The sequence below is a fragment of the Arthrobacter sp. 10N43 genome (genome assembly GCF_056394525.1).
In genome coordinates this window covers 1-11,876 of the sequence record NZ_JBFTIA010000025.1, presented here as the reverse complement: position 1 = coordinate 11,876, position 11,876 = coordinate 1, and the positions used below count along the sequence as shown (strand labels likewise).

Here is an 11,876-nt window from a genome sequence, read left to right as displayed (position 1 = left end):
GATGTACTGGGCACGCTCGGTGCCCTGTTCCTGAATCAGCGCATCCAGGGACTCCAGCCACTCGGCGGTCTCTTCCGGATCACGATCAGGCAGCTGGTTTGTCAACCCGCTGAGGATATGGGAGGTATCTTCTCCTGCAGCCACGTCCAACCTCTCTTTGAGCGCATCCATCGGCACCCTCAGCTCCGGGCAGGGTGACTGCCTGGGTTGAACGCGACGTGTGCGACATATCGGTTACAACAGCCCGGTCGTATGCGCCGGGCAAGGTCCAATCACGGTACGCCTGCCTGTAATCAGTCGGGCGGTTGCCCGCGCAGGCGTAGTCGTCATCAGCCACTCTAGCCGTGCGGGCAGACCGATGCGTAGCCGCCGCATGGACCCGTCGTCGTATTTCACGGGCATACTGGTTGTGTGACGAAGGGCTGCCCTGCAGCCTTCGGATCGGCCTGTGTGACGCAGAATATGGCGGATCGCGGGGTCAACAGCTTGAAGCGAGAGCTCAAAGGGTGTTGGCTTGGAGTAATGGAAATCACTAGTGCCATTGAAAACATGAAGCAATTCACAAAACATAGGAGCAACACGTGAGCGAGGCCGACGCCGCCACTTCGGTAAATGTGGCGGAGAAACTGGGTTTCAAAGACGGGGACCTGATTCAGGAATTCGGTTATGACGACGACGTCGACTTCGACTTGCGTGACGATATCGAAGATCTCACGGGCTCTGAACTGCTCGACGAGGACGATCACGAAGTGGTCGACGCCGCCATTCTGTGGTGGCGGGCAGGTGACGGAGACCTTGTGGACACCTTGGTCGATTCGCTGACCACCCTCACCGAGGGCGGCGTCGTATGGGTCCTGACTCCCAAGTCGGGCCGCGACGGCTACGTGTCGCCGGCAGACATCCAGGATGCTGCCCCCACCGCGGGACTTCACTACACCACCTCCGCCGGCGTCTCGAAGGACTGGAGCGCCACCCGTCTGGTCACGCGGAAGAACAAGTGACCCAAGCGGTCCAGCATGAGGCCGCTGCGGTGTCTCCCGCGGCGCTGCCCGCCGTGACTCCAGTTCCCGGCGTCGGGGATTCCGCACCGGAATTCGAACTTGTTAATCAATATGGCGAACCGGTGCGCCTCTCGGATTTCCGCGGACGCAATGTCGTGGTTGTCTTTTATCCCTTCGCTTTCTCCGGCATCTGCACCGGCGAGCTGTGCGAAATCCGTGACAACCTGGCTCTGTTCGAGGACGCCAACGCCGCGGTGCTGGCAGTCTCGGTGGACAGCAAGTTCGCCCAGCGGGCCTACGCCGAAAAGGAAGGCTACGGTTTCGACCTGCTCGCCGACTTTTGGCCGCACGGCGCGGTGGCATCGGCCTACGGGGTGTTCGACGCCGACAGCGGCATGGCACTGCGCGGCACCTTCATCATCGACGCGGCGGGAATCGTCCGCTACGTCGTGGTGAATCCCCGCGGCCGGGCCCGGGACCTCGGCGAATACCGGGCCGCCCTCGCAGGGCTCAGCGGGAATTGATCCGGTGAGGCAGCGGCGGCCAGGAATCGGCATGACAGGATTTGCCAGCCTCCCGCCCGTCACGGCCGCCGAAGCCGGCGATACACCAGCACAACTCCTGCAGGGCGAGCTCGAGGTCCTGCAGGACATCCGCGGCGTCCTGTCCGGGGGACAGTTCACCGTGCTGACTGGCGCTGGCCTGAGCACGGATTCGGGCATTCCGGATTACCGCGGGCCCGGCGCCGCGCCGCGGATGCCCATGACCTACCAGGAGTTCATCGGCGAACCGGGGAACCGGCAGCGCTACTGGGCCCGCAACCACATCGGCTGGTCGCACCTGCGCCGGGCCGATCCAAATGACGGCCACACCGCTGTAGCCCGGCTGGAGCACCGGGGGCTGCTTACCGGACTCATCACGCAGAACGTGGACCGCCTCCACGAGGACGCCGGCAGCATCAACGTCGTGGACCTGCATGGCCGGTTCGACCAGGTTGTCTGCCTTGACTGCCACCGGAGGTTCAGCCGCCGGATGCTGGCCGGGATCCTGGAGGAACTCAACCCCGGGTTCCTGGAACGGGCGGAGGCGGCCGGCGCCATTGAAATGGCCCCGGATGCCGATGCCACGGTCGAGGACTCCGAACTGATCGAATCCTTCGTCGTCGCCCGCTGTCCCGCCTGCGGGGGCACCCTGAAACCAGACTTCGTGTACTTCGGCGAAAACGTGCCCAAGGACCGTGTCGAGCGCGCGTATGCCATGGTCGACGCGGCCCGGGCGCTCCTGGTGGCTGGCTCGTCGCTCACGGTAATGAGTGGCCTGCGTTTTGTCCGCCACGCGGCGAAGCAGGGAAAGGCCGTGGTCATCATCAACAGGGGACCGACCCGCGGCGACGACCTCGCCACCATCAAGCTTGACTCCGGCGTCAGCGGCGCCCTGACCTGGCTGGCCGCCGAGCTGCCGCCACTGTAGTCCGCCGCGGCGGTCCGCCCGCTGCAGGAGGGAGCAGGCCGATTGGCGCTTGGCCCGTGGCATCCGGTACAGTAGCTGTTCGTTGGTTGAAGCGCTTGGGCGCGGATACCGCGGTTTTGGGTCTTTAGCTCAGCTGGTAGAGCGCCACGTTTACACCGTGGATGTCATCGGTTCGATCCCGGTAGGACCCACCACAAGAAAACCCCGAGAAACCCCGTCATTTCCGGACCGCTTGGTCCGCCGAGGACGGGGTTTCTTGCTTTCTAAAGACGCTTAGGCGCTTTTCGGCGACGGCTCGTTTGGGCCGCTGATGGGCTCGACTGTTCCTTCAAGGAGGGCGTAGGCGTTGGCGAGGCGCTGCACGGCCTGCGACTGGTTGGTCGAAACGCCAACCTTCACGATTGAATCCAGCACAATTGCTTTCGCCTTCTCCAGTTTCTGAGCGTTTGATTCAGCCATCTTGGATTCCCCTTGTCATCCGTCCAGGGCGCCCTGTACGCCCCGGCACGCGTCGAACGTACCATCTGACCTGAAATGTCTGACATTAGTGACGGGACGTGAAGTGCGGTTCCCTCGTCCTAAGTCCGGGCCGCGCAGAGTACAGTTAGGTGATTTGTTCAGCTTCGAATGACCATTGGGGACAACTATGTTCTACGGCGTCACCCGCTACAGCCTCTTCTCACCCGGATCGCACTCTTGGAAAACGTCCCGCAGCGGCGTTTTCAAGACCCCGGAGGACTACATGCAGTATCTGTTCTCCGAAAAGCGCCTCAATCTTCGGGCTGAGATGTTCTTCGAGAAGGCCGTGCCTGCCCTTTCCGCCATGGCGGAGAACCATGACTACAAGCACTTCGTGATGTACTCCAAGCTGCTGCCAAAGCGCCACCAGGAAATCCTTTTCGCGGCCGCCTCCAAGTACCCGTTCCTGGTCCCCGTGGAATGGAACGACGTAGTCCGGGGAACGGGCATCGAAGAAGTGAAGCCCCTGATCGAACAGGATCTCGCCGGTAAGTTCGCCGCCGACGCCGGAGTGCAGCCCGTCGCGTGGTTCCGCCTCGACGACGACGACCTGCTCGCCGCTGACTACCTGACGCACCTTGAGGAGTACCGCACCCTGAACCACGTGGGGATGGCAATTTCATTCGGGCTCGGTCTGACCGCCTACAAGGGCGAACGCGAGCTGGTGAACTTGCGGGAGTTCTATCACCCGAAGTCCGCCCAAGGCATGGCGTTCGTATCCGCTTTCGACCCGAGCGAGCGGAGCCTCTCCATCGTTACGCCCGGTCCGCACCACGGTGTCGATCAAGTGATGCCAACCATTCTGGACTCTCGGGAGCACATGTTCTTCCAAGTCCGTCACAGCGATCAGGACTCGACCCTGAATGAGACGCCGCACGAGCGCGTCGCGGCCTCCTTGGCGCGGCTAGACAAGCTTCCGGCCGTGCGGGCGGCGGATATTTCTGCGGGGAAATGGCCGAGCCTTATTGAGGACATCGTCCGCGGCGAACCCGCGCCGCACGAGCTGTCCGCGCCCGGTGCGGAACCCCTGTGCCTGACCGAGGAGACGGAGCTGACGTTTGCGTTGGACACGGGAATCGAGGCGGGGCTGGTCGAGTTCGAGTTTGAGTTCGAGTCGAAAAGCAGGCTTCAGGGAGGTTTTGCCATGGTTTCTTACGATCTGCACGGCGCGGAGGGCATGGATCCTGCGGAGCTCGGGTTGCGGAAGAGCTCCACGTTTGGGTGGAGCCGACAGGTGTGGTCGAAGAGTGCGCGCGGCGTTGTGCGTCAGAGCCTTCTCCTGCCGGAAGGTGTCAGCATCTCCGGCATCACGCTGCGGGGCAAGAACCGTCAGCCGGCAGACGTTTTCATCCGCTTGCGCCAGCCCCGGGTCGTGGCGGTACACGCCGCCGGCTAAAGGTTAAGGCCCGAAGCCGGCCCTTGGGACGCTGATCGGGCCCGGCCCGGGACTGCGGCGTCGGTCCGGGACCCAACTTGCCAGTACCCAGAAATTGTCGGTGCTCCACCCTAGCGTGACAGGCATGGAGCACGTGATGGTGAAGACCGGCCCGGATGGGCGGCCCCTGGCGGTAGTACGCGGGGGCAGGGAGTGGATGATCGGGGCCGAGCCGGTGCGCTGGTTCGAGCGCGTCAGCTGGTGGGAGGCCGAGCGCCGGATGCCCAAGGGCCTGAGCCGGGTTGACGTCGAGGTCTGGCAGGTCCAGGCAAGGCTAGGGCGCAACCACGGGTCGGCCCTGACCACCATGGAATTGATCCGGGACGGCCTCGGCGGCGGATGGCGGCTTCGGGGGGCTGTCGCGGACGCCGCATAGGCTGCAGCGGGCGGGAACGAGCCGGGCGATCACGAACGGTCAAACGGTCCGCCAGCTTGAATGCTGGACACGACACGGACACTGGCCGGGCCCGAAAACCGGGCATTGGAAAAGCCTTCCACCGCGACTATTGGGGGATGCCGCGGTGGAAGGCTTGTAATGAATATACCGTGAACTTTTGGAAATGTGAAACACCGCCAGGGTTTCAGCGCGGCATAATTACGCCAGTCGCTGGCCTAACCAGGGCCGACGGACCCCTCCCGCCTAGGATGATTGCATGACCGCCACGCATGCCCGCCGAATCGCCAGAGTCCGCCCCGTTTCCCGCGCCACCGAGGACGAACACTTCTTCGTTTCCAACGACGAACCGGACTTTGAGAGCGCGGCCGGCAGGGCGTGGACGGTAACCACCTCCCCCTTCCCCGGGTCTCCGGCCAACGCCGGCAGCCTGCACCGTAGTGGCTGGGAACTCGGCGCAACCGTGGATGAGGCATCGTTCACGTTCCTCTCACCCAGCGTCCCGGCCAACGTCCTGGGCATGGCCCACAACACCGGCCGCCCGGGCCGCGACCTGCCGCCGCAGGCCTTCCACAAGGCGACCACCAGTGTGGTGGGCCCGGGGGACGCAATCGAACTGCGGCCGGGCGTGGGCCGCGTCGAGCCGGAGGCCGAACTGACTATCGTCGTCGGGAGCAAGGCCCGCGGCCTGACGCCCGGCAATGCCATGAGCGCCATTCTGGGCTACACCATTGGAAACGACGTATCCGCCAGGGACCTGCAGGCATCCGATGAACTGTGGATCAGCGCCAAGAGCCAGGACACGTTCACACCTGTGGGCCCATGGATCGTCACGGACCTGGCGGGTGAAGACCTGGCAATAGGCATCGAGCACAACGGAGCCCAGCTGAAGGCGGCCAGTTCTGCCGACCTTGGCTGGAAGGTGGAGGAGATCCTCACCTACCTGACCTCGTTCATGACGCTGCACGCCGGCGACCTGGTGCTGACAGGGTTCCCGGCCGAGTGCGCGCCCCTCGCTGCCGGCGACACCGTCACCTGCCACATTGCAGGCATTGGCGAACTGACCAATCCCGTGGTGGCCGCCGGCTGACGGGCCGGCGGTCTCCAGCGAAGGGCGCCGAAGTGCGGGCAGCGGCCAACGGGGCCGGGCGGGCCCGGCCACCGACACATGCGGTGCATTATGATGGTTAGTGTTCAGCTGACTGGACGGCATTTGAATGAGTGGCGCGGCGACTTGCGCGCGATACCTGAAGGAGAATCATGGCCGATTCCCGAGTTCCCCGAACCTCCGACGGATTGGGGAGCGCGTCACCCGCACCGGCCGTCACCCGAGCCGCCGCTGTGCTCGAGGCCCTGGCCGCATCGGCGACCGGACGCCTGACGCTCAGTGATCTGGCCAGGGAGCTGGGAATCCCGAAGTCCTCAACGTCCAACCTGCTCCTCGCCCTCGAGGAGGCCCGCCTGATCAACCGCCAGGGCGCGGACTTCACCCTCGGGCGCAAGTTGGTTGAGCTGGGTGCGGCGTACCTGAGCCGCCTCGACGAGGTCCAGGAGTTCTACCGCTTTTGTGAGCAGGCTCCGACACTGTCTGGCGAGACTGTCCGCATCGCCATGCTGGACGGAACAAATGTCATCTATCTGGCCCGCTACGAAGGGCACCCGGCGGTACGCCTGACGTCCAACATCGGCGACAAAATGCCGGTGTCCCTCTGCGCCGTGGGCAAGGCCCTGATAGCGCGACTGCATGACCATGACGTCGAGGACATGTTTCCGGACGACGCCGAACTGCCGGTCCTGACGCCGAAGTCGCTGCGCACCGGAGCAGAACTCAAGGCCCAGCTCGAAGTCATCCGGTCGCAGGGCTACGCCTTCGAGGACGAGGAATCCACCACTGGCGTCGTGTGCCTGGCCGTGGCCGTCCCCACGCGCGGCGCACATGGTCCCAGCCTTGGCCTCTCGGTCACGGCGCTCAAGGCGACCTACTCGGATGAACAGGGCGCCATGATGGTCAAGGAACTCAGGGACCTCGCCCGGTCTCTTGGCAACCCCATGGGCTAGGGCCCATAACGCCGGTCGTCCTGAGTCGCCACGAATAAGTCTGATTATTCATTGGCTAGCCGATCACTATGCTGTACTCTGTTCAACATAGTGATCGACTCCTTGAGGGGTTGCTCACATCCCACCAGGCCAACGGGGTTCTGGAGTGTTCTTGAGGGAGTGCTTGTGACAACTCGTACTAATACACCGCTGGCTGACACGGACGGCGCCGTCGTCGATCCGGAACAGCTGCGACGGGCAACGCTTGCCAGCTCTGTAGGCTCCGCTCTGGAGTACTACGACTTTTATATATATGGCCTGGCCTCGGCCCTCATCTTCGGCCCGCTATTCTTCGCGCCGCTCGGTGAGGACGGAGCCCTGATCGCCTCCTTCGCCACATATGGCGTCGGATTCGCGGCCCGACCCTTCGGCGGCATGGTCTTCGGCTACATCGGCGACCGGTTCGGCCGCAAAATGGTCCTCATCCTCACCATCGGCCTGATGGGCACCGCCAGCTTTGCCATCGGCCTGCTGCCGACGTACGAACAGGCGGGCATGCTGGGCGCCGTCCTCCTGGTGATCCTGCGCATCTTCCAGGGCCTGGGTGCCGGCGCGGAACAGGCCGGCGCCACCACGCTGATCTCGGAGGTCGCACCGCGCCGTCGTCGTGGATTCTTCGCCGCTCTCCCGTTCGTCGGCATCCAGCTGGGCACCCTGCTCGGCGCGGGAACGTTTGCCCTGATTGCCATGGCCGACAAGGCCGTTCTGCAGGGCTGGTTGTGGCGGGTGCCCTTCCTGGCCAGCGTGTTCCTGATTCTGGTGGCCCTCTTCATACGGCTCCGCCTGAAGGAAACGCCGGTGTTCCAGGAGTTGGAGAAGCACAAGAATGTGGCCAAGAACCCCATCGGCCAGCTGTGGAAGCACTCAAAGAAGAACGTGCTGATCGGCATCGGCCTCCGGATGGGCGAGAACGGCAATTCATCGATCTATTCCGCCCTGCTGGTCGCCTTCCTGGCGGCAAAGGATGGAGTCTTCCCCGGCGACAAGTTCATTGGCCCGGTCGGCCTGCTCATTGCCGCAGGGTTCGCAGCCGTCATGGTCATCACGTTCGGCGCGCTGTCCGACAGGATCGGCCGCGTGCCTGTCTACCGCTACGGTGCGCTCTTCCAGGCGCTCATCGCGCTGCCGGCGTTCTACCTGGTGACACTGGGCAACGTCACGCTCGTCTGGGTTGTCATGGTGGTGGGCATCGCCCTCGGTGTTCAGTCCATGCTCGGCCCCCAGTGCCCGCTGCTGCCCGAGCTCTTCGGCTCGCAGTACCGCTTCACCGGAGTGGCCATGAGCCGGGAGTTCTCGGCGGTCCTGGCCGGCGGACTGGTCCCGCTGGTAGGCGCCGCGCTGCTGGCCGCCACGGACCATTCCTGGCTGGTGCTCGCCATCTACTCGCTGGTGCTCGCGCTGATCTCGTTCGTCACCACGTTCTTCACGCCGGAGACGGTGGGACGCGACCTCGTCCTCATCGAGGACGCGAGCTAGGCGTACCCGAACAACAGATCCGCAAGCCGCGGCCCCTTCCTGCCAGGAAGGGGCCGCGGCCTTTTGTACGACACGGGAAGCGCCTGGCGACGCGCAGAATACCGGGCGCTACCGAAATACCGGCGTCGACAGTCAGGATGCGCGTCGCCAGGCGGGAGTTGCGTCGCCGGCCAGGACTCGCGTCGCCAACCGGGAGTGCCCGACCCCGGAGCCCCCAGACGCAAAGAGCGGCCCCTCCGTTTCCGGAAGGGCCGCCCTGGGTGGTGATGCGGTGGCGCTGCGGGGCAACGGCCTAGTAGAAGTGCACCGTGTCCACGAGGTGGGGCAGTTCGCCGCCGTCGAGGTAGGTCCGCAGGTTGCTGGCGAAGCGCTCGGCGATCAGCCGGTTTTCGGCCGCGCTGAGGGCAGAGGTGTGCGGGGAGACCATGACCCTGGGGTGGGACCACAACGGGCTGTCCTGCGGCAGCGGCTCCACGGCAAACACATCCAGGCAGGCGTAGGAGACCTGGCCGTTCTCGAGCGCTTCCAGGAGCGCCTCTTCATCCACCACGGTGCCGCGGCCCACGTTCACGAAGACGGTACCGGGCTTCATGGCAGCGAAGGCCGCGCGGCCGAAGAGCTTCTCGGTGTATGGCGTGCCGGGAAGGGTATTGACGACGGCGTCTGCCGTGGCCAGCAGGCCCGGCAGGCCGTTGTTGTCCGTGACCTCCTCGATCCCGGCGATGGCCTCCACGGTCCGCTTGGTGCCGCTGACGCTCATGCCCAGGGCGCGGGCGATCCGTGCGGTCTCGAGCCCGATCTCGCCCAGCCCGGTGACCACCAGGCGGGAGCCGTTCACCAGGCGGGTAGGGGTGCGGAGCTCGGGCCAGACCTTGGCCGCCTGGTCCTGGGTCAGTTCGGCGCTGCGCTTGAAGCCGTTGAGGATGCCGAAGACGGCGAACTCGGCGAGCGGCAGGGCATGCACGCCGGCCGAGGTGGTGACCTTGAACTTCTGCAGCGTCTCGGCGTCCAGCCCGGATGCCTTCACGGCACCGCCGGCGCCGGCCGCCATGGCGTGGATCCACTCAAGCCGGGGATTGCTGCCTGCGATCCGGGCAAGGCCCGCCGGGCTTTCGTTGGGGAGCCCGTACAGCACCTGGGCCTTGTTGAGCATGTCCCAGTAGCGCTCCTCCTGCTCCGGCGTCCTGCGGAAGTCCGGATCTCCCGAGTGGTCTGCGGGAAAGCGTTCCGGCGGCAGGAGGTCGGGCTCGTAGAGGACGGTCACGGACGGGTCTACGGCGCGGATGCGTTCCACAAGCTCTGCTTCGAGCGGGACGGCGATCGCGACGGTGGTTTTGGTCGTCATAGTGTTCATCATACTGAATGGAGGCTAGAATGCTGAACAGATTTCAAAGATTGACCACGACGGATTGACCACGACGAAGTGAGGCAGCATGGAGATGGACCGTAAAGAAGCCGGCTTTGTCGGCCTGGGACTGATGGGCGCCCCGATGGCCGCCAACCTCCTCGCGGCAGGGTGGGCCGTCACGGCCTGGAACCGCTCTTCACCAGCCCTGGACGCCTTCGAGGCCCTCGGTGGCTCCCGCGTGGCGGCCGTCGAGGCGCTCCGGGACCAGCCGGTGATTGTCTTCATGCTCCCGGATCTGTCCGACATTGAGGATGCGACCCTCGCCCTCCTGACGGAGTGGGCCGCCAGGCCGCCCGCCCCCGGCACCGCCGTGGTGGTCATGAGCAGCGTCTCGCCCTCTGTGGTCAAGGAGTTCGGCAAACGGGTCGCGACGGCGAGCGGAGGCAACGCCGTCGTCGTCGATGCGCCGGTCAGCGGCGGGACGAAAGGTGCGGTGGAGGGAACCCTCGCCATCATGGCCGGCGCCAGCGAAACCGACTTCCGGCGGCTCCTGCCGCTCTTTAACGCAATGGGCGGCACCGTGCGGCGGCTGGGTCCGCTGGGCACGGGGTCGCTCGCCAAGGCATGCAACCAGCTGATCGTGGGAAGCACGACGGCGGCGCTCGCCGAGGCCGCCGAGCTCGCCGAACGCTCCGGCATGGACGTGGCGGCCCTCTACGACGTGCTCGCCGGCGGCCTGGCCGGCAGCCGGGTCCTCGAGGTCGTGGGTCCCAGGCTCGCCGCGAAGGACTACGAACCCACCGGCCCCGCCAAGTTCATGCACAAGGACCTGTCCTTCGTGCTCGAAAGCGCCGACGCCGTCGGTGCCGCGGTGCCGATGGCCTCCGCCGGCGTCGAGCTCTACGCGGAGCTCAAACGCCAGGGGCTGGGGGACCGGGACCTCGCCGTCGTACGGCAAACCATCTCCAATCTCAGCGACAACATCAGATGCAACACAACAGACAGCACACCAGTCAAGACCAATTGAGGATCAGCAAACCATGAGTGGACTTTTTGACCTGACGGGGCGGGTAGCCCTGGTGACCGGTTCGAGCCGGGGGATCGGCAACGCGCTGGCGCGGGCGCTGGCGGATGCCGGGGCCACGGTGGTGCTTAACGGCATCAACGGCGAGCGGCTCAAGGCCGCGGAAGCGGCGATGGCCGCGGACTACCCGCCGGGGCGGGTGCACGGCTGCGCGTTCGATGTCACCAGCGACACCGAGGCCGCCCGGGGCATCGCGTGGGTGGAGGAGCATGTGGGGCCGCTGGAGATCCTGGTGAACAACGCCGGCATCCAGCACCGGGTCCCGATGCTGGAGCTGGATGTGGCGGACTGGGAGCGGGTGATCTCCACGGACCTGACCAGCGCGTTCCTGGTCGGGCGGGAGGCGGCCCGGCACATGATCCCGCGCGGCCGGGGCAAGATCATCAACATCTGCTCGGTCCAGACCGACCTGGCCCGGCCCACGATCGCCCCGTATGTGGCCGCCAAGGGCGGGCTGCGGAACCTGACCCGGGCGATGACCGCGGAGTGGGCGGGGTCCGGGCTGCAGATCAACGGGATCGCGCCGGGCTACATCCACACCGAGATGACCCAGAACCTGGTCGATGACGAGGGCTTCAATGCCTGGATCCTGGGCCGGACCCCGGCGCACCGGTGGGGGACCGTGCAGGACCTGGCCGGGCCCGCGGTGTGGCTGGCCTCGGACGGTTCGGACTTCGTCAACGGCCAGACCATCTTCATCGACGGCGGAATGACGGTGGTGGTCTGATGGGCGGCAACACAGCACTTCCCGAGGCAGCGACCGAGTCTGACATCTCCGAATCTGACACCTCCGGGTCGGCCCTGCCCGGGTCTGCACTGCCTGTTTCGGGCCTGGCGGTGGTGGCCCACGCCGCCGGTGACCTGCGGATCGAGGACGTGGCGCTGGCGGCGCCGGCCCCGGAGGAGGCCGTCGTCGAAGTCCGCTACGGCGGGATCTGCGGTTCGGACCTGCATTACTGGCTGCACGGCGCGGCGGGGGAGTCCATCCTGAGGGCGCCCCTGGTGCTCGGGCACGAGGTCTCCGGCACGGTGGTCCGGGCCGCGGCGGACGG

Annotated in this window: 13 protein-coding genes and 1 tRNA gene; 12 read left to right on the top strand and 2 right to left on the bottom strand. The window is 65.6% G+C overall.

All coding sequences use genetic code 11. The features are described 5' to 3' along the window. Nucleotides 1-581 precede the first annotated feature (581 nt). The 4 genes from AC1DDO_RS22830 (at nt 582) to AC1DDO_RS22815 (ending at nt 2,665) form a co-directional block, all read left to right on the top strand. The gene (locus AC1DDO_RS22830; RefSeq protein WP_018773429.1) at nt 582-1,001 is read left to right on the top strand and encodes a DUF3052 domain-containing protein; all 420 of its coding nucleotides are present in this window, start codon (nt 582-584) and stop codon (nt 999-1,001) included. Between the two features lie 29 nt (nt 1,002-1,030). Next, entirely contained in the window at nt 1,031-1,525 is a 495-nt protein-coding gene (locus AC1DDO_RS22825) for a peroxiredoxin (protein WP_476972833.1), read from the top strand. 31 nt (nt 1,526-1,556) lie between these two features. Further along, nucleotides 1,557-2,471 (top strand): NAD-dependent protein deacetylase, encoded by a 915-nt coding sequence (locus tag AC1DDO_RS22820; protein ID WP_476869802.1) that lies wholly within the window; start codon nt 1,557-1,559, stop codon nt 2,469-2,471. Between the two features lie 118 nt (nt 2,472-2,589). After that, nucleotides 2,590-2,665, top strand: a tRNA-Val gene (locus AC1DDO_RS22815). A 79-nt stretch (nt 2,666-2,744) separates the two neighbouring features. On the opposite strand, the gene AC1DDO_RS22810 is transcribed toward AC1DDO_RS22815, so the two are convergent. Beyond that, on the bottom strand, nt 2,745-2,930 hold the full coding sequence (locus AC1DDO_RS22810) for a hypothetical protein (protein ID WP_476869803.1): 186 nt from the start codon (nt 2,928-2,930) through the stop codon (nt 2,745-2,747). A gap of 187 nt (nt 2,931-3,117) precedes the next feature. On the opposite strand from AC1DDO_RS22810, the gene AC1DDO_RS22805 reads away from it, so the two are divergent. The 5 genes from AC1DDO_RS22805 to AC1DDO_RS22785 all read left to right on the top strand — a co-directional run bounded on the left by AC1DDO_RS22805 (nt 3,118) and on the right by AC1DDO_RS22785 (nt 8,392). Further along, nucleotides 3,118-4,386, top strand: a complete 1,269-nt coding sequence (locus tag AC1DDO_RS22805; protein WP_476869804.1) for a glycosyltransferase — start codon at nt 3,118-3,120, stop codon at nt 4,384-4,386. A gap of 124 nt (nt 4,387-4,510) precedes the next feature. Beyond that, nucleotides 4,511-4,801 (top strand): hypothetical protein, encoded by a 291-nt coding sequence (locus AC1DDO_RS22800; RefSeq protein WP_441408697.1) that lies wholly within the window; start codon nt 4,511-4,513, stop codon nt 4,799-4,801. A gap of 277 nt (nt 4,802-5,078) precedes the next feature. Beyond that, nucleotides 5,079-5,909 carry a fumarylacetoacetate hydrolase family protein gene (locus tag AC1DDO_RS22795; protein WP_476972832.1) on the top strand — a complete coding sequence of 277 codons (831 nt, stop codon included), beginning with the start codon at nt 5,079-5,081 and terminating at the stop codon, nt 5,907-5,909. Nucleotides 5,910-6,079: 170 nt separating this feature from the next. Then, nucleotides 6,080-6,877 carry an IclR family transcriptional regulator gene (locus AC1DDO_RS22790; RefSeq protein WP_476972831.1) on the top strand — a complete coding sequence of 266 codons (798 nt, stop codon included), beginning with the start codon at nt 6,080-6,082 and terminating at the stop codon, nt 6,875-6,877. Between the two features lie 159 nt (nt 6,878-7,036). Next, nucleotides 7,037-8,392: an MFS transporter gene (locus AC1DDO_RS22785; protein ID WP_476869807.1), complete on the top strand. Its 1,356-nt coding sequence runs from the start codon at nt 7,037-7,039 to the stop codon at nt 8,390-8,392. 292 nt (nt 8,393-8,684) lie between these two features. Here AC1DDO_RS22785 and AC1DDO_RS22780 read toward each other — a convergent pair whose 3' ends face one another. Further along, the gene (locus AC1DDO_RS22780; protein WP_476869808.1) at nt 8,685-9,749 is read right to left on the bottom strand and encodes a D-2-hydroxyacid dehydrogenase; all 1,065 of its coding nucleotides are present in this window, start codon (nt 9,747-9,749) and stop codon (nt 8,685-8,687) included. A gap of 82 nt (nt 9,750-9,831) precedes the next feature. Between AC1DDO_RS22780 and AC1DDO_RS22775 the strand changes: the two genes are divergently transcribed. From AC1DDO_RS22775 to AC1DDO_RS22765, 3 genes are all read left to right on the top strand, one after another. Further along, complete coding sequence (locus AC1DDO_RS22775; RefSeq protein WP_476869809.1) at nt 9,832-10,767, top strand: NAD(P)-dependent oxidoreductase; 936 nt, start codon at nt 9,832-9,834, stop codon at nt 10,765-10,767. A gap of 13 nt (nt 10,768-10,780) precedes the next feature. Next, complete coding sequence (locus AC1DDO_RS22770; protein ID WP_476972830.1) at nt 10,781-11,551, top strand: SDR family oxidoreductase; 771 nt, start codon at nt 10,781-10,783, stop codon at nt 11,549-11,551. Continuing rightward, nucleotides 11,551-11,876: alcohol dehydrogenase catalytic domain-containing protein (locus AC1DDO_RS22765; protein ID WP_476972829.1), on the top strand; the 326-nt coding region annotated here is incomplete at its 3' end. The genes AC1DDO_RS22770 and AC1DDO_RS22765, both read left to right, overlap by 1 nt.

What these genes read in the sequence shown, in the direction of transcription:
- AC1DDO_RS22795 (WP_476972832.1), top strand. Translation starts at nt 5,079, where the DNA reads ATGACCGCCACGCATGCCCGCCGAATCGCCAGAGTCCGCCCCGTTTCC.
- AC1DDO_RS22780 (WP_476869808.1), bottom strand. Translation starts at nt 9,749, where the DNA reads ATGATGAACACTATGACGACCAAAACCACCGTCGCGATCGCCGTCCCG.
- AC1DDO_RS22810 (WP_476869803.1), bottom strand. Translation starts at nt 2,930, where the DNA reads ATGGCTGAATCAAACGCTCAGAAACTGGAGAAGGCGAAAGCAATTGTG.
- AC1DDO_RS22790 (WP_476972831.1), top strand. Translation starts at nt 6,080, where the DNA reads ATGGCCGATTCCCGAGTTCCCCGAACCTCCGACGGATTGGGGAGCGCG.
- AC1DDO_RS22775 (WP_476869809.1), top strand. Translation starts at nt 9,832, where the DNA reads ATGGACCGTAAAGAAGCCGGCTTTGTCGGCCTGGGACTGATGGGCGCC.
- AC1DDO_RS22770 (WP_476972830.1), top strand. Translation starts at nt 10,781, where the DNA reads ATGAGTGGACTTTTTGACCTGACGGGGCGGGTAGCCCTGGTGACCGGT.
- AC1DDO_RS22805 (WP_476869804.1), top strand. Translation starts at nt 3,118, where the DNA reads ATGTTCTACGGCGTCACCCGCTACAGCCTCTTCTCACCCGGATCGCAC.
- AC1DDO_RS22800 (WP_441408697.1), top strand. Translation starts at nt 4,511, where the DNA reads ATGGAGCACGTGATGGTGAAGACCGGCCCGGATGGGCGGCCCCTGGCG.
- AC1DDO_RS22820 (WP_476869802.1), top strand. Translation starts at nt 1,557, where the DNA reads ATGACAGGATTTGCCAGCCTCCCGCCCGTCACGGCCGCCGAAGCCGGC.